The organism is Streptomyces odontomachi, assembly GCF_024435355.1.
In the GTDB taxonomy this organism is placed as follows: Bacteria; Actinomycetota; Actinomycetes; order Streptomycetales; family Streptomycetaceae; genus Streptomyces; species Streptomyces odontomachi.
Map to the genome: position 1 here is coordinate 754,087 of NZ_JAMJWG010000002.1, position 19,532 is coordinate 773,618.

Here is a 19,532-nt window from a genome sequence, read left to right on the forward strand (position 1 = left end):
GGCCCTCAGACGACGTCGAACTCGTTGCCCTCGGGGTCCTGCATGGCGGCGGCGTAGCGCCCCATGCCCGGCTCATCCTTGATCCGCAGCACGGTGGCACCTGCTTTGACCAGCCGTTCGACCGTAGCCTTGACCCGCTGTGCGCGGACGTCCAAAGGGACGTCACGGCCCCCACCGACCTTCAGGTCGAAGTGCCACCGGTTCTTGGCCGCCTTCGGCTCCGGAACCTGCTGGAACCACACCCTCGGTCCGCATCCCGCGGGATCGATGATCGACTCCGGGATGTCCCCGGCACCGGCTGGCAACTCCGCCTCGGGCACCCCCACCGCCACCCAGTAAGCACGCCACGTGGCGTGCCCTTCCGGCGGAGGCTCGGGCACGTAGCCCAGGGCTTCGGTCCAGAACGTCACCATTGCCTGCGGATCGGAGCAGTCGATCGTCAGCTGCACTGTCATCTCCATGCTCGGAGCATCTCAGGCAGGTCTGACAGACGACCAACTCTCGCAGTAGCCCCCTGGTGCGGAGGCGATGGCAGCCGCACGGTCCGATCCGACCCCGCACACACACCCACCTTCATCTCCATCGGCGGCGGCACTCCGCACACCCCGGAAGCCGCGCTCACACCACTGGCGCATGACCCCAGGCTCTCCCGATCCGGCCGTTTCCTAGCTGAACTGGGGTGCGGTCTCCTAAGATAGGGCTGATATCCCGGTCAATGTTCGGTATCACGAACATCAGCGACGTAGGCGGCTTCCACCCCCACGGTCCGCACACCACGACAAGCAAGCGAACGGGTCGCCGTGCCGTTCTGGCGAACCCCCGTCATTCGGCGTTGTTGCCGTGGGTCGGGGCCCGTAGGCCGTCGTCCGGGAGCCAGCCAAGCTAAGGAGACGTCCCCCACATGCACAGCATCGATCCTCTTGCCCGGCGGACAGCCGCGGCCCTCACCGCCCTGGTGCTGGCCGCTGCACCCGCGGTCCTGATCGGTTCGCCGTCCACGGCCGCCGCCGCAACCCCCACCGTCCAGTCAGCGCCACAGGCGCAGGATCCCCCCATGGTGGACAACGACTTCCCGGTCACCGTGGAGGGCGCGTACGGCGACAAGCGCTTCACGGTGTTCCGCCCCACGGACCCACAGGCAGTCGGCCACCCCATGCCCGTGGTGGCATTCGGCAACGGTGCGTGCCAGCACACCAGCATCAGCGAGGTCACACCGCTGTTGAAGCTCATCGCGTCCAAGGGAATCGTCGTGGTGGACACCGGATCCGTCGACGGTTCCGACAACGGCGTGCCCAGCGGCCAGCCCATCCCGTCCCTGCTGACCGATGCGATCACCTGGGCCGATCACGAGCAGGACCGCGCCGACTCACCGCTCTCGCAGGAGCTCGACCTGACGAAGGTGGCCACCGCGGGACACTCCTGCGGTGGCCTGGAGGCGCTCATCGCCGCCCAGGACGACCGGGTGTCCGGCGTGGTCTCGCTCGACAGCGGGCTCTTCGAGGACGGCTCCTTCGGCTTCCCCCGCTCCGAACTCACCAAGCTCCACACCCCGGTGATGTTCATGGACGGCGGCCCCTCCGACATCGCCTACACCAACTCCGGGGACAACTACGCGCTGGTCACCGTCCCCGCCGTGCGGGCCACGCACCCGGACGCCGGGCACGTCGGGTTCATCACCGGCGCCCAGATGGCCGACGGTGTGACGACGGCCGTCTCGTTCCTCGACATGGTGCTCAACGACAACCAGACAGCCCGGGACTACATCCTCGACCCCTCGGGGCTGGCCTCCCATGCCCCCTGGACAACGGCCAACAAGAACTTCTGAACCAGTCCGTCACCCTTCGGCCCCGGGTGGGGCCGGGGTTGCCCCGCTCCCGCACATCGACGTGCCGGCCAGGAGCGCGGTCGGCCGCGTGCACACCAGTGTGTGACGGCCGGTTGCCGGTGTGTGTGTCATGAGGCATCACCACGACACACACACCGGCAAGATCCGACACCCCGTTGAACCGCACCAGGAACTGACTACCCATCAGCAGGCGACGGAGTTGTAGGTGTCTCCCAACGCCTATACCGTGCGTGGCGGTTGGGCACACACACGGTGCGAGGCCGAGACAGGCTCCTGGTGGACGGGTGGGTGTCGAACCCAGCCGTCCAACAGGAGCGGCAACGAGGCCTGAGCCGGAGTCACACCTACACTCCCCGGCCGTCGAAGGCTCAGCTGAGCACGGCCTCCCACTTGGTGCCGTTGGTGGATGCGTCGCCGGAGAGTCGGTCGCGGGCGGTGGTGTCGCCGTACAGGCTCCAGCGCATCCAGTCCACGAAGGTGGCACGGGTCTGCGGGTAGGTCACACCGTTGTCCCACACGTAGGAGTCGTGGTTCTGCCCGAGGTGGGTCAGGAACGCCTTCGGCGCGGCCAACTCCGCGTAGGCCTGGCGGGCGGAGGTGTACGGGCAGGTGGGGTCCTGGTCGCCATGGATGAACAGGACGTTGGCCTGCACTTCGCCGGTCGGGTTGCCCATGTCCACGCACGCGAACGGGACCGCCGCCTTGATCCGGGCGTCCGGCCAGGCCGTGAGCAGGCCGTGGGTGGTCATACCGCCCAGCGAGTGACCGGCCACCCCCACACCCACCGCGGTGTCCAGGTGCCCGGCGAACGGGTCGCCGGAGGTGGTGTTCAACGCGAGCGTATTGGTGATGACCTGCGAGACGTCCTTGGACTGGTTGCCGTTGTAGACGTCCTGGATGTTGCCTTCCGTGCCGGTGGACGTGGTCGGAAAGACGGGAGCGGCGACGACGAAGCCGGCCGCGGCCAGCGGAAGGATCTCGGCGAGGTAGACCTCGGGGTTGCCGCCGAGTCCGTGGCTCCACTCGGCCACCGGGAACACACCGTCGGCGATTGGTGCATCGCGGACCGGAGTGCCACCGGGTGTGCCCGTGGCCGACGGGTACCAGATGCGGGTGGTCAGCCTGCGGTCGCCACGGCTCCAGGCGAACTCGCGCACACCGAGGGCGAACGTCTGGGTCGGCGCCCCCTGCGAAGAGCTGCTCCCCGCGGTGGCTCCGAGGGCCGAACCGGCACCGAGCACCATGGCGGCCCCGGCCGCACCGGCCACGGTCGAACTCAGGAACGTGCGCCTGCGCAAAGACATGGGTGACTCCTTGTGTGAGGGGTGGAAGTGAGCTTCCTGACGCATCGGGGGCCGGTTTCCCGGGCTCCGGTACGGCGCGCCGAGTCGCCCGGGTCCCGTGCGCTTATGTCGGGCCGGGCCGTCCTCCCGAACGGCCCGGCCCGTGCCCCCGGAAGGTGGTCAGCAGGTGGGGTTGGTCTGGGGGAGCAGATCCGAGTTCGCCGTGGCCCATGCCCCGGTCCAGGCGCCGGACGGGAAGGTGACGTCGTTGCCGCGGGCGAGGGGGTTGGATTCGCCGGTCGCCCGCGGCTGCCGCTGGCCGTTGGTGCCGTCGCCGGTGAAGGAACGGTGGTAGCGGGCTCCGTCGCCGCAGATGGCCTGCGTCATCAGCCCCTGGGGCGCACTTGTGCAGGACATGCTCCGGCCACCCTCAGCCGCGGCCAGGATGGCTGACGCACCGGCGACCGAAACGGCAGAAGCCTCGGCGGAAGCCGCGAACAGCACCATGGTCAGGCCGAGCAGGAGGAGCGCGGCGGCGCGAGCGCGGCGCCGACGTGCTCGATGTGCTCGACGTGCTGAGGAAAACATGTCAACTCCCGAGGTCGGCCGGACGGCCCGTCACACGCTCTCCGCCGGTGTCCCTGGTATGCGGCGATGGCAACGTGCGATCAAGGCTTGCAAGCACGAACGATGCGGGTGCTTCGAACGGCGACCTGTAAGGCACCGCCCTTGCACCCAAGCGTCGTTCGTAACTTCGAACAGCAGCCGGATATTCGGACAGCAAGCGATGATATGGGGTCACCAGAGGGCGTCAAGACCCTCTGCACGCCCCACTCCTCCCCTGGACCTTCGAAATCTTTCGGAACCCCACGTCAGATCGGTTGACATCGATGTCGCACTACAGCAGATATTTTTGACGCCGCATCCATGGGCCGGTCAAGAATGTGACCGCCTCACCCCCTGCGCAACGAAATAAATCGGAGCAAGAGTCCGGAATGTTTCGACGGGAGTTGCGGCGACTGCATGAAGCCGACGCAAGGGCGTCACGCGGCAGGGCACGCCGCAGGGCTCGGCCCCTGCGTGGCTCCAGCGGAGTGCGACCGGCCTCGACGCCGGCGGGGTGCTCCGGCGGCGAGGCGGCTGGCAGGAAGAGCTCAGTAGCCGTAGATCATCTTGTAGGCGACCTCAGGCAGGAACTGCCCCGCCGAGGAGCCCGATCCGACGCCGCAGTCACCGTCGGACTCACCCGGAGTCTTGATCCACAGCAGCATCTCGGCACCGTCGCCCCCCTCCTGGGTGGGGGTGCCGATCTTGCGACCCGCAGGGTTGCACCACTCGCCGTTGGAGCCGTTGCCGTTGCGGCTGGTGTCCACGACGAACGGCTTGCTGTAGCCGTGACGCTGGCTCAGGACCTGGTTGACGCTGCCGGCGTAGGACGCGTTCTGGGAGGTGGGGAAGTAGTTCGAGACGTTGAGGGCGAAGCCTCTCGCATTGCTGAGGCCGGCGGCGTTGAGGTGCTCGGCCATGGTCGAGGCATCGATCCAGCCGGGGTTGCCCGCGTCGAGGTAGACCCAGGCGTTCGGCGACTTCGACTTGAACTGCGAGAGGGCGTTGATGAGCATGTTCTGACGCTCGTTGATCTTGTCCTGGCTCATACAGCTGTAGTCGCCCAGGGAGTCGGGTTCGAGGATGACGACGGCCGGGCGGCTGCCGATGCCGCTGGCGAAGGCCCCGATCCAACTGGCGTACTCGGACGGTGAAGCGGCTCCGCCCGAGGACTGCCCGCCACAGGCGTCGCGGCCGTACATGTTGTAGGCGACGAGGATCGGCAGCTTGTTGGCGGACGCGGCCGCGCCCGTGAAGGAGCCCGTGGCGGAGCCGATGTCGCCGCTCCAGGAACCGAACCAGCGGGCCGCGGGAACGTTGGCGATGGAGTCCCGGATCGCGGAGGCCCGTCCGTCACCCGGATTGGCGGCCACCCATGCCGCGGGGCTGGAATTCGGGTCGGCATAGAAGCCGCTGGTCGCGGCGAGCGGGTCGGGTGCCGCCTGCGCGGACGGCGCCGAGGCCAGGAACAGGGGCAGAGCGAGGCACGCTGCCACTGCCCCGCGTACGAGTTTGCGCATGAATGCACCTCATTCATGGGGATGGAGCGCCGCGGCTTTCGTCCATTGCCCGCGACGCGGGGATGCGACGGCGCCGGCTGCGGCACTCGGGTACGAGGTGCACGTCAGCGGCTGCCGGGAGGTGATTTTTGGGAGCGCTCCCAGACGCGGGCGAGAGCCTGGGAACGCACCCTCGGTATGGTGTGTGCCCTGTTGAAAGCTGTCAAGGGGCACCACGGCGGCGGTCTTCACCTGAGCACGAAGAGCGGCTAAGGTCAGGGAAAACTGGAAGCGCTCCCAAATGTTCGAAGAGATACGTCCCGGCGAACAGCGAGGAAGAAGGGCCCGCAGCCCATGACAGACGTGCCGCGTCGACAGCCCACGCTCGAGGAGGTGGCCGCGCGTGCCGGCGTCTCCCGTTCGGCCGCCTCCCGGGTACTGAACGACGCTCCCCACGTCAGCCGCGCCAAGCGTGAGGCTGTCCAACGGGCCATCAGGGAACTCGACTACGTGCCGAACACGACGGCGCGGGCTCTGGCGACCCGGCAGAAGGGTGTGGCCGCGCTCGTCATCTCCGGGGAAACGCCGTCGATCTTCGCAGACCCGTTCTTCGCCAAGGTGATCGTCGGTGTGTCCGCCGCGCTGGAGGAAGCCGACCTGAACCTCATGCTGTGCCTCGCGGCCGCCGACCGCGGCCGACGGCGCCTGGAGAAGCTGCTGCGCGCCGGGGATGTCGACGGCGTCATGCTCATGGCAGTCCGGGAGAACGACCCCGTGCTCCACATCGCCCAGGAGACGGAGCTACCCGTGGTGTTCGGTGGGCGCCCGGTGGATTTCGACCCACCGTGGTTCGTGGATGTCGACAACGTCGGCGGCGCCCGCCAAGCCACGGAGCACCTCCTCGCCCTCGGGCGCAGGCGGGTGGCGATGATCTGCGGGACGATGGACACCCAGGTCAGCCGTGCGCGCCACCGCGGCTACCGCGAGGCGATGATGCTGGCCGGGCTGGAGCCGCTCACCCCCGAGAGCGGGGACTTCAACGAGCCCAGCGGTGCCCTCGCCATGGCCGAACTCCTGAAACGGCACCCGGATGTGGACGCGGTGTTCGCCGCCAACGACAACATGGCAGCCGGTGCCCTGCGCACGCTGCGCGGGGCGGGCCGGGCGGTCCCCCGCGACGTCGCGATCGCGGGCTTCGACGACCTGGACATCGCGCAGATCGTCGAACCGTCACTGACCACGGTCCACCAGCCCATACAGGCCCTGGGCCACGAGATGGCGCGCATGCTCGTCGGCCTCGTCGCCGGCGAGAAACCCAGCCCACTGATCCTGCCCACCCGCCTGGTCACCCGCTCCAGCACCTGACGGCATGGGTCGGCCGGGAGAACGGACACCGTGTCGAGGACCGGTGACGTGGGGCCTTCACGCTTCGACGGCCTCGCCGTGATGCAGATGCTCGCGCAGCCACTCAGCCGTCGTACCCACGTGCAGCAGCGCGCACTTCTCGGCCAACGGGGCGTTCCTGGCCGCCAACGCGGCGTAGATCGCCTCGTGTTCGGCGATGGCGCGTTCGCCGGCATCGTCCTCGACGAGGCCGTGCCAGACACGGGCGGGCATGGTGCGGTTGGAGATGCCTTGCAGCAGAGTGGCGAGCGTGGCGTTACCGGTGGCCGTAACCACTGCTTGGTGGAAGGCGACATCGTGCTTGGTGAACAGCTCGACGTCGTCGCCGGCGCCGCGCATCGCATCCAGGTGGCGTCGTACACCGACGAGGTCCTGGTCGCGGATCCGGTGGGCGGCCAGCGCAGTGGCGGCCGGTTCGAGCCCTCGGCGCACTTCGGTCAGCTCCACCAGGGTGTCGTCGCGCAGCAGTTCTGCCGCGGAGTGCAGGCCTGCGCGGAGCAGGGCCGGTTCCAGGCTCCTCACACGGGTTCCGTCGCTCTGCCCGACCTCCAGCACCTGGGTGACCACGAGGACCCTGACCGCCTCGTGCATCGCTTTCTCCGAGACTCCGGATTCCAGGGCCAGTCGCCTCTCAGGCGGCAACCTGGCCCCACGCGGGAGCTCACCGGACTGGATCAGTTTTCCGATGTGTGTGATGGCTCTACGGGTCAGCGACATGGGTTGATGCCCACTCTCCGTTGTCGGCGCCACACCCTACCAAGACATCCCATGTGCCGGTCCGCTGGGCGTAGGGCTCCGAAGAACGCAACGCACAGAGCTCCCCAAGGGGCTCAATGTGACCTGCTAATTCAACGTATCGCCGGCCGTACCCTGGACAGCCACCCACGCAAGGCGTATAAATACATCCCATGTCATGCGGCGGCTCGTTGCGATAGGCGCACTCGATGAGGATGGCCCCGCGACCCCGAGCCGAGGGCACCCACCCGCGGCGGAGGCGATCGTGGCCACCCGAGCGGTCGACGGCCGCCCACGCCCGTGGAGATCCAACGAGTCGGAAGCGGCAGATCATGAGCGCTCCCCCTCACCTGGATGCACACGCGACGACCCGTCACGGCACCATGGTGGGCTACGGCTTCACCTGGGGCTCGGCGTGCGGCAACGAGGGCTCAGGTCGTCACCGCCGTCGGAGCGTTCGACCGGTGGTCGTTCCACCGAACCGACCGACTGGTTGTCATGATCAGGACACGGCGGGGAGGTGGCCCGAGTCCCCGCCCAGCAGGTGTCACCCCACTTCGCCACTGCCACCCGCACGGACAACGGAAGGTCCTCCATGGCGATCGACAGGCGCGTCTTCCTGACGGGAGTCGCTACCGCCGCCGCCGCTACGGCGGCAGACCTCTCGCTCACCCGTGGGACGGCGTATGCCGATCCCACTCACTACGACCCGAGCTGGGACTCGGTCGACCAGCACACCGCTGCCCCGGAGTGGTTCCAGGACGCGAAGTTCGGCATCTACTTCCACTGGGGTGCCTTCAGCGTTCCGGCCTTCGGCAACGAGTGGTACCCGCGCAACATGTACATCGACGGCAGCGCCGAGAACAACCACCACAAGGCCACGTTCGGAGACCCCTCCGCATGGCCGTACCACGACTTCATCAACGGAGCCCGCGACAAGGCCGGCAACTTCGTCCAGTTCGCGCCCAAGCTCGTCTCCGCCGGCGGCAGGTTCGACCCGGACGACTGGGCCCAGCTCTTCGCGGACGCGGGAGCCCGGTTCGCCGGCCCGGTCGCCGAGCACCACGACGGCTTCTCCATGTGGGACAGCCAGGTCAACGAGTGGAACTCGGCACAGCACGGTCCCAGGCTGAACCTGCTCCAGATCTTCCGCGACGCCATCCGCGCCAAGGGCATGAAGCTGCTGCTGTCGATGCATCACGCCTACAACTTCAACGGTTACTACGATCACGTACCCGGACAGTCCGACCCCAGCCTGCGGAAGCTGTACGGGCAGTTGGACACGGCTGCGGAGAACCAGCTCTGGTACGACAAGCTCAAGGAAGTCGTGGACCTGGCCCAGCCGGACGTCATCTGGGAGGACTTCGACCTCACCCGTGTCGACGAGGCCAAACGCCTCGAGTTCCTGTCCTACTACTACAACCAGGCCCTCACCTGGGGCAGGGAGGTGGTGGCCACCTACAAGGACGGTTACAACAACAAGGGCGAGGTCTTCGACTACGAGCGCGGCGGTCCGGGCGACCTCTCCTCCCCGTACTGGCTCACCGACGACAGCATCAGCAGCTCCAGCTGGTGCTACACCCAGGGCATCGGCTACTACTCGACCCCGCAGATGCTGCACGCGCTGATCGACCGGATCAGCAAGAACGGCAACATGCTCCTGAACATCGCCCCCATGGCAGACGGCACCATCCCGCAAGGCCAGCGTGACGTGCTGCTCGGCATCGGCGACCATCTCCAACGCTTCGGGGAGTCGCTCTACGGCACCCGTGCCTGGACGGTGTACGGCGAGGGCCCGACCAAGATGGGCGGCGGCTCCTTCACCGAGCCGGTGGCCGGCACCGCCAAGGACTTCAGGTTCACGCGCGACAAGGCCGACCGGGTGCTGTACGCCACCGTCCTGGGCTGGCCGGGCTCCTCGACCACCATCGGCACCCTGGCCGCCGGGCACATCGACATGCGCTCGCTGACGTCGTTGCAGTTGCTGGGCTCCAGTGCGGGCACATACGTGGACCTGCCCGCGCCCACCCAGAGCAGCGACGGGTTGCACATCACCCTTCCGTCCGCCTCGGCACCGCACAGCGCACTGGCCTACGTGCTCAAGTTCACCTTCTCCGGCGCCATCCCGGTGCATACCCCCTAGGCCCTGTCGCTCCCGTGGCCAGCTCCAGGACCACATCATCCCCCACCCTGCCAGGAGACCGTATGAACAGCAGAGCGACCCACCTGCTTCGACTGGAACGCTCGGGCGTCGGTCGACACCCGGCCGTTCCGAGTGGCCCCGGACACAGACCTGGACCGGTGACGTCCGCCAGTCGCGTTCGCCGGATGCCGCGCCTGGCCGCCTGTCTGGCGGTCTTCGCCCTGACGCTCCTGGGGGTGGGCACGGGCGGCGCCGCGCAGGCCGTTCAACCGCCGCTGACGGCGGGGACGAGCCAGTTCCACGGTGTCAACTGGGCCGACCCGAACGACAACTTCATCACCGGCCCGAATGTCCCGGTCGGCCTGTCGACGTCGGACGATCACACGACCGTGTACGCGAAGTCGACAGCGATCCTCAAGGGCTTTCAGAGCCTGGGCGCCAACACCGTCCGCCTGGGCTTCAACGCCGCCACCACCTCCGGTTCCTGGTGGAACAGCTACACCGCAGCCCTGGACGCCGCCACCGACCTCGGCATGAACGTCGTCGTCGCACCGTGGCTACAGAACGGGAAGGTCAGCGACACCGCGTCGTTCAACCAGATGTGGGACACCGTCATCGACAAGTACGGCGACCACAGCAACTTCTACTTCGACATCATGAACGAGCCGTACGGCTACAGCGCCACCGACCTGACCAACTTCGAGGCGAACTGGCTGGCACGCTACCCCAGCCTGCCCCGCGGCCACGTGATCGTGCCGGGGCTGTACAGCGACGGGAACCTGTGCGCCGTGGGCTCCGACTCGCGGCTGTCCGGGACGCTGCTGTCGATCCACATCTACGGGATGTTCGGTGACTCGCACGCCACGGAGGCGGCCTGGAAGGACGACTTCACCAGCAACCTCTGCGGCCACGCCGACCGCGCCGTGCTCACCGAGTTCGGGGTGCCGATGAACACCGGTGTCGACTACAACGGCCCCAAGGACGGCTTGAACGACCTCTCCTACCTCTACGCGATCACCGATACCGTGCGCAGTCTCGGCATGGGCTCCATCCTCTGGACCGGCGTCAAGGAGACCAACCAGACGCAGGGCCCGGGGCCCTGCGAGAACGCTTCCTGCGCCATCACCTCCCTCAGCGGCAGCGGTACCAACCTCTCCCTGTCCGTCACCAACCGGTCAGGACTCGACCGCCTCCAGTGGGGATGGGGCACCGGCACCAATCCCGGTGGCGGCTCCGGCGACGGCTCCAGCGGGGTGCTGCGCAACACTGCCTCCAACCGCTGTCTGGACGTGACGAGCGCCAGCACCGCCAACAACGCCCCCACCGAGATCTGGGACTGCAACGGTGGAGGCAACCAGTCCTGGACCCTGACCTCGTCGAAGGAACTGGTGGTGTACGGCGCCAAGTGCCTGGACGCCTCCGGAGGCGGGACCACCGCCGGCACCGCGGTGGTGATCTACGAGTGCAACGGCGGAACCAACCAGCAGTGGAACCTCAACGGCGACGGCACCGTCACCAGCGTGAAGTCGGGCCTCTGCCTGGACGTCACCGGAGCCGCCACCGCCAACGGAACCCCGATCGAGCTGTGGAACTGCACCGGCGGCAGCAACCAGAAGTGGGCACGCCAGTGACGTGCCGGTAGCTGCTCGGGCCCCGGAACCGCTCGGCTCCGGGGCCCGGCACCGGAATCGTCGCCGTCAGGTTCCGGCCGCGCCCTGGTCGTCGCGCGGACCGGCCTCGGTGGCCTTGCTGGAGCGCAGGTGCTGGCGCAGCCACTGCTCCGTGGTGCTGACATGGATCAGGGACGCGGCCTCGGCCAACGGCGAGTCACGCGCGAGCAGGGCCGCATAGATCGCCTCGTGTTCGGCGACCGTGCGGTCGCCCGCGTTGTCGTCGACCAGGCCGCGCCAGACCCGGGCGCGAACGGTTCGGCTGGAGATGCCGTCCAGCAGAGTGGCCAGGGTGGCGTTTCCGGCGGCCGCGATGACCGCCCTGTGGAAGGCGACGTCGTGCTCGTTCAGCAGCTCGACGTCATCGCGGGCTCGTCTCATGGCGTCGAGATGGCCTCTGACGTCGGCCAGAGCATCCTCGGAGATCCGGCTGGCGGCCAACCCGGTGGCGATGGGCTCGAACAGCCTGCGCACTTCGGTCAGTTCCAGCAGCGTGTCCCCCTGGAGCAGCTCCACCGCCGAACTCAGGCCTTCCAGCAGGAGCGCCGGCTCCAGACTCGTCACATAGGTCCCGTCGCCTCGCCTGATCTCCAGGACCCGTGCGACCACGAGGGCCTTGACCGCTTCACGCATCAGGTTGCGCGACAGACCGAGATCGGAGGCCAGTTGCTGTTCGGGCGGCAGCTTGGCGCCGGGTGGCAGCTCGCCGGACTGGATCATCTCCCGGATACGCGTGATCGCCTTGTCGGTCAATGACATCGCTGGGTTTCGCACCTTTCGCAGGTGCCTGCCAACCTAGCAGCACATCCCATGTCTGGAAAGAAATGCAGGGATCTGCTCGGCACCCGAACGATCACCGCGAATGGCTGCTCGCGCCGTCAGTCTGCGGAATCTCCGCCTCGTTTCGTACGGTTTCGCGATGCGCGTTCGGTTGTGGCTGGATGAGCACATCCCATGTCCTGGGGACAGGGCGGCATCCGGCGCGGCGCAGAGGTCATCCGACCTCCGTGACCCCCTCCGCAGGCGCACGGGTGGGCTCGTTCTCCGCTGCCTCGGTCAGGTCGTTCCGGCTGGTCTCGCCGAGTGCGCTGATGCAGACGACGGTCACCAGGCAGAACGCGGCGATGACGCAGGAGATGATCAGCGTGGCCCGGTCACCGGCGGCGGCCCGGATCGCGGTGAAGATCACCGGCGCGAACCCCGCTCCGAGCCCGGCGAGTTGGTAGCCGAGGGACGCACCGGTGTACCGGTGACGGGTGGCGAACAGTTCCGTGTACAGCGCGGCGAGCGGACCGTACATCAGCGGGTGCAGCAGCGACTGTCCGACCACCAGGGCGAGTACGAGCAGCGCGGTGCTGCCCGAGTCGAGCATCGGGAAGAGGGTGAAGGAGTACGCCGCCAGGGCCAGGGCTCCCGCGGTCACCAAGGGGCGGCGGCCGAGCCGGTCGGAGAGGGCCGACCAGCCCACGATGCCGGCGACCGCGAGGGTCGACGACAGGGTGAGCCCGTTGAGCACGGTCTGCCGCTCGAAGCCGCCCTGCACGGCGTAGGCGACGAGATAGGTGGTGAGCGTGCCCTGCACGACGAAGGCGGACAGGCCGACACCGACGCCCAGGAGAAGCACCCGCGGGCGGTGGCGCAGGACGTCCCAGAGCGGGAGGGGACGGCGCCCGTTCGCCCCCTGGTCCTGCTCGGCCGCGAACACCGGGCTCTCGGCCACCCTCAGCCGGACGAACAGGCCGATCGCGAGCAGCACCAGGCTCAGCAGGAAGGGGATGCGCCAACCCCAGCGGAGGAAGGCGTCCTCACCGACGGCCGCGGAGGTCCCGGTGAGGACGAGGGTGGAGACGGCCATGCCGCACGGTGCGCCGGCATTGGTGAAGCTGGCCCACAGCCCCCTCCTCACGGTGGCGTGTTCGGCGCTGATGAGCACCGCGCCGCCCCACTCGCCGCCTACCGCGACACCCTGGACGATCCGCAGGAAGAGGAGCGCCAGCGGGGCGAAGGCGCCGGCCTGGCCGTAGGTGGGCAGGACGCCGATGAGGAAGCTGGCGACGCCCATCAGGGACATCGACAGCACGAGCATCCGCTTGCGCCCGATCCGGTCCCCGAAGTGACCGAAGATGATCCCGCCCACCGGCCTGGCCAGGTAACCCGTGGCGAACGTGGTGAAGCTGGCGAGCGTGCCGACCAGCGGGCTGAGATCGGAGAAGAAGACCTGGGCGAACACCACGGCGGACGCGGTGGAGTACAGCAGGAAGTCGTAGTACTCGATGACGCTGCCCAGGAAGCTGGAGGTCACCGCCCGGCGCAGCAGCACGCGGTCGTGCCCTGCTCGGCGGGGAGGAACGGCCTGCATGTCGTGAGCTCCCTTGCTCTGGCGGAGGGGGATCGAAGCGAACGGGAGGGCGTCACCGGCGACGAGGTACGCCGGGGGTTCCACCAGGTGCGCCGGCCGGACTGGCACGGCGGGGTGGATGGCCGGAGGGCGGAACGCTTGCCCGACCCCGCCCGGCGTTCACCCGGACCGTCGCGGCGTCGGATCGACGAGCCTCGCAAAGTAAGGCACTTTTTAACCTTGCGTCGAGATTCTGACTAACATCGAGTTGCTCGTCTACCCTTCAGACGTGACATTCGAGAACGGGGACGAGGCGGTCGCGACGGCAGCAGCACGCCCGCAGTCGCTGATGTTCAGCTTTCTGGGCATCTACGTGCTGGGCCGTGGCGTTGCGGTGTACTCCGGCAGCATCATCGACGTCTTCGCCCGGCTCGGCGTATCGGAGGAGGCCGTACGCTCGACGCTGGCCCGCATGACCAAGCGCGACCTGCTGACCAGGCAGCGCCGGGGCCGCAAGGCGTACTTCGGGCTCACTCCCCGTGCGGCCCGGGTGCTGGAGGACGGGCGCCACCGGGTCCACGAGACGGGTGCCGTCAACCGGGACTGGGACGGAACCTGGACGGTGGTCGCCTTCTCGCTGCCCAACGACCACGGACGGACGCGTCACGATCTGCGTTCCCGGCTGGCCTGGGCCGGCTTCGCGCCCCTTCAGGGCGGGCTGTGGATCGCGCCCGGCACCAGAGACGTCTCCGAGGCGCTGGCGACGCTCGACCTCGGCGACGGCGTCACCACCCTGCAAGCGAGGCCGACCGGGCTGTCGGACTCCGCCGACCTCGTCCGCCGGGCCTTCGACATCGATGCCATCGCCGCCCGCTACCGGGCGTTCCTCGACCAGTGGGACAGCAGCTCGCCACCGGCTACGGCACGCGACGACCTGGCCTGCCAGGTCCAGTTGCACACGGACTGGCTACAGGTCATCCGGCAGGATCCCCATCTGCCGGCCGAGCACCTGCCCGAGGAGTGGCCGGCCATCCGGGCGGAGGAGGTCTTCCGGCTGCTCGACCGCAAGATCGCCCCGGGCGCGGCGAAGCTGGCGGCGACCCTGCTGGACGAGATCGAGCTGTGAGCCCCGCACCGCCGGCGCCCGGCGTGCGCCCGGAGCGGCCGGCCTCCGCCGTGAAGGCGGGTCCCGTCCTGCCGTCCGCCCTCGCGGCTGACCGGCGACGGGCCCGGCGGGCAGGCGTGTCGGTGCCGTGACACCGGCTGGCGGCGACCGGTGAAAGGCCGGACGACCTCTCGTTCTCCCTCGTCAACGCATACTTTGGGCACTGGCCTTGCATTCGGTTTCCAGACAGGGGTGGTGTGCATGCCGCGCGTGGCGGGGGTGCCGCAGGGGGGCGCCGGGCAGGCTCCGCGGCCCGAGACGTTCCTGCTCGTCCTCTTCGGCGATCAGGTCCTCGGCCGTGGTGTCGCCGTGTCTACGGGGAGCGTCATCGCGGTCCTGGACCGGCTCGGCGTCGGTGAACACGCGACGCGGGCCGCCGTCGCCCGCATGATCCGCCGTGGGTTCCTGCGCTCGCTGCGGCGGGGCAGGCAGGCGTTCCTGGGGCTGACCCCCCACGCGGTGAACGTGCTGAGCGACGGCCTGCACAAGCTCGAAGCCGATGTCGTCGACCGGAACTGGGACGGGCAGTGGACCCTGCTGACCTTCTCGGTGCCGGAGACCCGGCGTGCGGACCGGCACGCCCTGCGTACCCGGCTGGACTGGCAGGGATTCGCACCGCTGCGCAGCGGCCTGTGGGTGTCGACCCGGGCGACGGACGTCTCCCGCACGCTCTCCGAGCTGGACCTCCTGGACCGGGCCCAGGTGTTCCGCGCCCGGGCGAGCCAGTGGACCGATCCCGGCGCCATCGTGCGGGAGGCGTGGGACCTGCCGGCGATCGGGGACGCGTACCAGCGCTTCGACGACGACTGGACCGGCGAGCGGGGCACCGGGCTCGATGAGTTGTCGTTGCGCACCCGGCTTTCCGCGGCGTGGCTGCTGGCCATCCGCCGTGACCCCCGGCTGCCGTGGACCCTGCTGCCGCATGACTGGCCCGGTGTCCGAGCGCAGGAGCTCTACCGTGCCTCGCTGAACCGGCTGACCGAGCCCGCCGATGCGCTGGCCGCCGACGTGCTCCACACCGTCCCGGACGAAGAAGCCGCCCTCGCCACGCCGGACATGGGCCTGGAGCGCTGATCCGGCCCTGTCCGTGACCCGCCGCGGCCCAGGTGGAGCAGACGGACCAGTCGACCGATCTCCGAGGACGGCCCGCCCGGCGTCGCCACGGCCGCGTTTCTGACACTCAGTCATTTCTTGACGACCGTCATGCACATGCCTAATCTATCGACTGGGGCGGACAATCCGACAGGGAGCGTCTATGACCAGACTCAAGGCCCTATCAGCGGCCCTCATCAGCACCCTCCTGCTCCTCATCACCGGTCTCTTCACCGCGCCTGCGGCATCGGCCGCTTCGCTTCAGGAGGTGACCGACTTCGGGAGCAACCCAGGTGGTCTGCGCATGCACGTGTACGTGCCCGACTCCCGGCCGACCCAGCCGGCGATCGTGGTGGCGATGCACGGCTGCGGCGGTTCGGGCCCCGGCTTCTACCAGGGCAGCGAGTTCGCCTCGCTGGCCGATCAGAAGGGATTCATCCTCATCTACCCGACCGCCACGAAGCAGACCGCCATGAGCAACTGCTTCGACGTGTGGTCCGACGCCTCCAAGCACCACAACGGCGGCAGCGACCCGGACTCGATCGTCTCGATGGTCAACTACGTGGAGCAGCACTACAACGGCGACCCGCAGCGCGTCTTCGCCACCGGCACCTCGTCCGGCGGCATGGAGACCACCGCGCTCATGGCCGACTACCCGGACGTCTTCAAGGCCGGTGCCGCCTTCATGGGGGTGCCGTTCGGCTGCTTCGCCAACGAGGCCGACTTCCCGCCCCAGACCAGCCAGTGCGTGAGCGGGAACATGCACAAGAGCGCACAGGAGTGGGGCGACCTCGTCCGGCAGGCCTACCCGGGCTTCTCCGGCACCCGTCCGCGGGTGCAGCTGTGGCACGGCACCGCCGATCCGCTCGTGCCGTACCAGCTGATGGGGGAAGAGTCCACGCAGTGGGCGGACGTCTTCGGGCTCAGCCAGACCCCGACCTCGACTGACCAGCCGCAAGCCACCTGGACACGGCAACGCTACGCCGACTCGGGCGGCACCGTGCACCTGGAGGCCATCAGCGTCTCCGGAGCCGGTCACCAACTGCCGATGAGCGGCATGGCCGCCGCCGCGCTCCAGTTCTTCGGGCTGTAAAGAACAGTGCCCCGCGGCGCAACGCATGCCGCCCGGGCCAACGGAGTGTGCCGGCCCGTGTGGTCTCCTTGCCACCACACGGGCCGGTCCTCGGCGTGCTCCGTACGATTCTCGCCATGGCACCATCAACACCTGCAAGAGCGGCAAACGCTGGCATTCCGAAGGGATCACGCCCTGTGCGTACGTACGACAACCCGGTGATCAGTGGGTTCCACCCCGACCCCAGCGTGTGCCGGGTCGGCGACGACTACTACCTGGTGTGCTCCAGCTTCGAGTACTTCCCCGGACTGCCGATCTTCCACAGCAGGGACCTGGTGCACTGGGAGCAGATCGGCAACGTGCTCGACCGCCCCGCGCAGTTGCCGCTGCCCATCCCCGGCAGCATGGCCTCCCGAGGCCTCTACGCCCCCACGATCCGCCACCACGACGGCCGCTTCTGGGTGATCAACACCAACGTCAGCGGCGGCAGCCACTTCATCGTGACCGCAGACCGGCCCGAGGGCCCCTGGTCGGACCCGGTCTGGATCGACCTGCCGGGGATCGACCCGGACCTGGCGTGGGAGGAGGACGGCACCTGCTGGTGTGCCTTCACCGTTCCCGGCATCCACCTGGCCCGGATCGACCCGGTCAAGGGCGAGGTGCTGGAGGGACCCTTCCCCATCTGGTCCGGCACCGGCCTGAAGTACCCCGAGGCTCCGCACCTGTACCGCATCGGCGACTGGTGGTACCTCCTGATCGCCGAGGGCGGCACCGAGCGCGGCCACGCCGTGTCCGTCGCCCGCGCACGCTCGCCGCGCGGTCCCTGGGAGGGAGGACCCGGCAACCCCGTGCTGTCGCACAGCGGCACCGACCGTCCCATCCAGAGCACCGGCCACGCCGACCTGGTCACGGCGCCCGACGGCACCTGGTGGATGGTGCTGCTCGGCACCCGGCCGCGCGGCTACACCCCCAACTTCCAGGTACTCGGCCGGGAAACCTTCCTCACCCCCGTGGAATGGGACGAGCACGGTTGGCCCGTCGTCGCACCGGTGCCCGAGCAACACCCCGCGCCCAGCGGAGCCTGGCACCCGTTCCCCGCGCTGCCTGCTCGCGACGACTTCGACGCGCCCACGCTCGCGCCGCACTGGATCTCGCCCTACGCCCGCCCCGACGACTCCTGGTCACTGACCGAGCGCGCGGGCTGGCTCACCCTCACCGCCACCGGCACCACCCTCGACCGGCCTCCCTACACCTTCGTCGGCCGCCGTCAGCAGCACCACGACTGCCGTGTCACGGCCCTGCTCGACCCGGGGTACGGGCGGGGCGGCCTGAGCGTGCGCATGGACGACGCCCACCACTACGACCTGGCGGCCGGAGCGGGAGAGGTCAGTGTCAGCGCACGGATCGGCCCGCTGCGGCAGACCGTGGCCCGCCGTCCGGTGCCGCCCGGCCCGCTCACCCTCACCGTGACCGTCCGCACCACCGACATCGTCTCCCCCTCCCCCGAATTCGCCGGCATCGAGCCCACCGGCCCCGACACCCTCGCCTTCTGGCTCGGCGACCCCGACGCCCCCGGCGCGGAACCGCTCGCCGAACTGGAGGGACGTTACCTTTCCACCGAGGTCGCCACCGGCTTCACCGGACGCGTCATCGGGATGTACGCGACCGACGGCACCGTCGCGTTCGACTGGTTCCGCTACGAGCCGGCGCCCTCCGCCTGACCCACCCGAGCCGCCCGGCTCAGGCGACCGCCGCACAGCTCAGCGGGTCTCGCCGGCACAGGTGGTGACGCTCTCCAGCGCGTAGACCCGCGCCGCGTTGCGTCTGAGGACCGCGTCGGCGGCGGAGTCGCCGAACGGTACGAGGGCGGTGCGGACCAGGTCGAGCCAGGTGCCGTACCGGGTGGCCAGGGTCATCACCGGCCAGTCGCTTCCGTACAGGCACCGGTCGGGGCCGAAGGTCTCCAGCGCCTCGCGCAGCACGGTGACCATGGACTCGGGCGGGGCGCCGGGCTCCGTCTCGGTGGCCAGGCCGGAGAGCTTGCAGACGACGTTGCCGTGTTCCGCCAGCCTGCGCAGCGCCCTTCGCCAGGCCGCGGTGGGGTGGTCGGCGGACGGCTTGCCGAGGTGGTCCAGGACGATGACGGTCTCCGGGCAGGCCGCGGCCAGCTCGATCAGCTCCGGAAGTTGGTGCTCGCGCACGCAGGCGTCGAAGGGGAGCCCGGCCTCGCCGAGGAGCCCGACCCCGGCGCGGAACGCGGCGTGGCGGGTGAAGCCCGCCGGTTCGTCCTGGATGTTGCGCCGCACCCCGACGACGAAGGGGTCGCCGGCATGGCGGGCGATCGTGGCCTGCGCCGCGGAGGTGTCCTCCAACGGGACGTGGGCGACGACACCGCGGATCCACGACCGTTGCCTCGCCTCGCTCCGGACCCACGCGATCTCGTCGACGGCCTGACGCTCGGCACACCCCGCCTCGACGAAGATCACGTCGGTCGGCTCGGGCGCGGAGTCGGCCAGGTTCCGGGGGGTGAAGGGCCGGTTGAGCGGTGGAAGCTCCGCCAGCCACGGGTAGTCGAGCCGATCCGGGTCCCAGAAGTGGACGTGGGAGTCGATCAGCGGTGGCGCGTCCGCACCCTCGGGTCCGGGCTGTGGGTCAGGCGTGCTCATGGCCGTCCTTCGG

16 protein-coding genes are annotated in these 19,532 nt (G+C 69.1%); 8 read left to right on the plus strand and 8 right to left on the minus strand.

Annotated features, from left to right (window positions below; genetic code table 11):
- Positions 1–5: 5 nt before the first annotated feature.
- The gene (locus NQO67_RS07770; protein WP_255948360.1) at positions 6–461 is read right to left on the minus strand and encodes a VOC family protein; all 456 of its coding nucleotides are present in this window, start codon (positions 459–461) and stop codon (positions 6–8) included.
- 440 nt (positions 462–901) lie between these two features.
- On the opposite strand from NQO67_RS07770, the gene NQO67_RS07775 reads away from it, so the two are divergent.
- Entirely contained in the window at positions 902–1,825 is a 924-nt protein-coding gene (locus NQO67_RS07775; RefSeq protein WP_255948362.1) for a hypothetical protein, read from the plus strand.
- 389 nt (positions 1,826–2,214) lie between these two features.
- Here NQO67_RS07775 and NQO67_RS07780 read toward each other — a convergent pair whose 3' ends face one another.
- The 3 genes from NQO67_RS07780 to NQO67_RS07790 all read right to left on the minus strand — a co-directional run bounded on the left by NQO67_RS07780 (position 2,215) and on the right by NQO67_RS07790 (position 5,255).
- Positions 2,215–3,150: an alpha/beta hydrolase family protein gene (locus NQO67_RS07780; RefSeq protein WP_255948364.1), complete on the minus strand. Its 936-nt coding sequence runs from the start codon at positions 3,148–3,150 to the stop codon at positions 2,215–2,217.
- A 159-nt stretch (positions 3,151–3,309) separates the two neighbouring features.
- A complete protein-coding gene (locus NQO67_RS07785) occupies positions 3,310–3,546 on the minus strand; it encodes a non-reducing end alpha-L-arabinofuranosidase family hydrolase (protein WP_255948366.1) in 237 nt (78 codons plus the stop codon).
- 737 nt (positions 3,547–4,283) lie between these two features.
- Positions 4,284–5,255: a glycoside hydrolase family 6 protein gene (locus NQO67_RS07790; protein ID WP_255948368.1), complete on the minus strand. Its 972-nt coding sequence runs from the start codon at positions 5,253–5,255 to the stop codon at positions 4,284–4,286.
- Positions 5,256–5,588: 333 nt separating this feature from the next.
- Here NQO67_RS07790 and NQO67_RS07795 point away from each other — a divergent pair, with 333 nt between their 5' ends.
- Entirely contained in the window at positions 5,589–6,599 is a 1,011-nt protein-coding gene (locus NQO67_RS07795; protein WP_255948370.1) for a LacI family DNA-binding transcriptional regulator, read from the plus strand.
- A gap of 57 nt (positions 6,600–6,656) precedes the next feature.
- Here the strand turns inward: NQO67_RS07795 and NQO67_RS07800 are convergent, their stop codons facing one another.
- Complete coding sequence (locus NQO67_RS07800) at positions 6,657–7,355, minus strand: FadR/GntR family transcriptional regulator (RefSeq protein WP_255948372.1); 699 nt, start codon at positions 7,353–7,355, stop codon at positions 6,657–6,659.
- A 613-nt stretch (positions 7,356–7,968) separates the two neighbouring features.
- Here NQO67_RS07800 and NQO67_RS07805 point away from each other — a divergent pair.
- Both NQO67_RS07805 and NQO67_RS07810 read left to right on the plus strand, forming a co-directional pair.
- The gene (locus NQO67_RS07805; RefSeq protein ID WP_374118920.1) at positions 7,969–9,516 is read left to right on the plus strand and encodes an alpha-L-fucosidase; all 1,548 of its coding nucleotides are present in this window, start codon (positions 7,969–7,971) and stop codon (positions 9,514–9,516) included.
- Positions 9,517–9,701: 185 nt separating this feature from the next.
- Positions 9,702–11,147, plus strand: a complete 1,446-nt coding sequence (locus tag NQO67_RS07810; RefSeq protein ID WP_255948374.1) for an RICIN domain-containing protein — start codon at positions 9,702–9,704, stop codon at positions 11,145–11,147.
- Positions 11,148–11,213: 66 nt separating this feature from the next.
- Here NQO67_RS07810 and NQO67_RS07815 read toward each other — a convergent pair whose 3' ends face one another.
- Both NQO67_RS07815 and NQO67_RS07820 read right to left on the minus strand, forming a co-directional pair.
- On the minus strand, positions 11,214–11,945 hold the full coding sequence (locus tag NQO67_RS07815) for a FadR/GntR family transcriptional regulator (protein WP_255948375.1): 732 nt from the start codon (positions 11,943–11,945) through the stop codon (positions 11,214–11,216).
- 235 nt (positions 11,946–12,180) lie between these two features.
- Positions 12,181–13,545 carry an MFS transporter gene (locus tag NQO67_RS07820; protein WP_255948376.1) on the minus strand — a complete coding sequence of 455 codons (1,365 nt, stop codon included), beginning with the start codon at positions 13,543–13,545 and terminating at the stop codon, positions 12,181–12,183.
- 268 nt (positions 13,546–13,813) lie between these two features.
- Between NQO67_RS07820 and NQO67_RS07825 the strand changes: the two genes are divergently transcribed.
- The 4 genes from NQO67_RS07825 (at position 13,814) to NQO67_RS07840 (ending at position 18,574) form a co-directional block, all read left to right on the plus strand.
- Complete coding sequence (locus NQO67_RS07825; RefSeq protein WP_255948377.1) at positions 13,814–14,650, plus strand: PaaX family transcriptional regulator; 837 nt, start codon at positions 13,814–13,816, stop codon at positions 14,648–14,650.
- A 240-nt stretch (positions 14,651–14,890) separates the two neighbouring features.
- On the plus strand, positions 14,891–15,763 hold the full coding sequence (locus tag NQO67_RS07830; RefSeq protein WP_255948380.1) for a PaaX family transcriptional regulator: 873 nt from the start codon (positions 14,891–14,893) through the stop codon (positions 15,761–15,763).
- Between the two features lie 181 nt (positions 15,764–15,944).
- Positions 15,945–16,874, plus strand: a complete 930-nt coding sequence (locus NQO67_RS07835) for an extracellular catalytic domain type 1 short-chain-length polyhydroxyalkanoate depolymerase (RefSeq protein ID WP_255948382.1) — start codon at positions 15,945–15,947, stop codon at positions 16,872–16,874.
- Between the two features lie 176 nt (positions 16,875–17,050).
- On the plus strand, positions 17,051–18,574 hold the full coding sequence (locus NQO67_RS07840) for a glycoside hydrolase family 43 protein (protein WP_255948384.1): 1,524 nt from the start codon (positions 17,051–17,053) through the stop codon (positions 18,572–18,574).
- A 39-nt stretch (positions 18,575–18,613) separates the two neighbouring features.
- Here NQO67_RS07840 and NQO67_RS07845 read toward each other — a convergent pair whose 3' ends face one another.
- Positions 18,614–19,519, minus strand: coding sequence for an amidohydrolase family protein (locus NQO67_RS07845; protein WP_255948386.1), 906 nt, complete (start codon positions 19,517–19,519; stop codon positions 18,614–18,616).
- Between the last annotated feature and the right edge of the window lie 13 nt (positions 19,520–19,532).

What these genes read in the sequence shown, in the direction of transcription:
- NQO67_RS07770 (WP_255948360.1), bottom strand. Translation starts at nt 461, where the DNA reads ATGGAGATGACAGTGCAGCTGACGATCGACTGCTCCGATCCGCAGGCA.
- NQO67_RS07775 (WP_255948362.1), top strand. Translation starts at nt 902, where the DNA reads ATGCACAGCATCGATCCTCTTGCCCGGCGGACAGCCGCGGCCCTCACC.
- NQO67_RS07780 (WP_255948364.1), bottom strand. Translation starts at nt 3,150, where the DNA reads ATGTCTTTGCGCAGGCGCACGTTCCTGAGTTCGACCGTGGCCGGTGCG.
- NQO67_RS07785 (WP_255948366.1), bottom strand. Translation starts at nt 3,546, where the DNA reads ATGTCCTGCACAAGTGCGCCCCAGGGGCTGATGACGCAGGCCATCTGC.
- NQO67_RS07790 (WP_255948368.1), bottom strand. Translation starts at nt 5,255, where the DNA reads ATGCGCAAACTCGTACGCGGGGCAGTGGCAGCGTGCCTCGCTCTGCCC.
- NQO67_RS07795 (WP_255948370.1), top strand. Translation starts at nt 5,589, where the DNA reads ATGACAGACGTGCCGCGTCGACAGCCCACGCTCGAGGAGGTGGCCGCG.
- NQO67_RS07800 (WP_255948372.1), bottom strand. Translation starts at nt 7,355, where the DNA reads ATGTCGCTGACCCGTAGAGCCATCACACACATCGGAAAACTGATCCAG.
- NQO67_RS07805 (WP_374118920.1), top strand. Translation starts at nt 7,969, where the DNA reads ATGGCGATCGACAGGCGCGTCTTCCTGACGGGAGTCGCTACCGCCGCC.
- NQO67_RS07810 (WP_255948374.1), top strand. Translation starts at nt 9,702, where the DNA reads ATGCCGCGCCTGGCCGCCTGTCTGGCGGTCTTCGCCCTGACGCTCCTG.
- NQO67_RS07815 (WP_255948375.1), bottom strand. Translation starts at nt 11,945, where the DNA reads ATGTCATTGACCGACAAGGCGATCACGCGTATCCGGGAGATGATCCAG.
- NQO67_RS07820 (WP_255948376.1), bottom strand. Translation starts at nt 13,545, where the DNA reads ATGCAGGCCGTTCCTCCCCGCCGAGCAGGGCACGACCGCGTGCTGCTG.
- NQO67_RS07830 (WP_255948380.1), top strand. Translation starts at nt 14,891, where the DNA reads ATGCCGCGCGTGGCGGGGGTGCCGCAGGGGGGCGCCGGGCAGGCTCCG.
- NQO67_RS07835 (WP_255948382.1), top strand. Translation starts at nt 15,945, where the DNA reads ATGACCAGACTCAAGGCCCTATCAGCGGCCCTCATCAGCACCCTCCTG.
- NQO67_RS07845 (WP_255948386.1), bottom strand. Translation starts at nt 19,519, where the DNA reads ATGAGCACGCCTGACCCACAGCCCGGACCCGAGGGTGCGGACGCGCCA.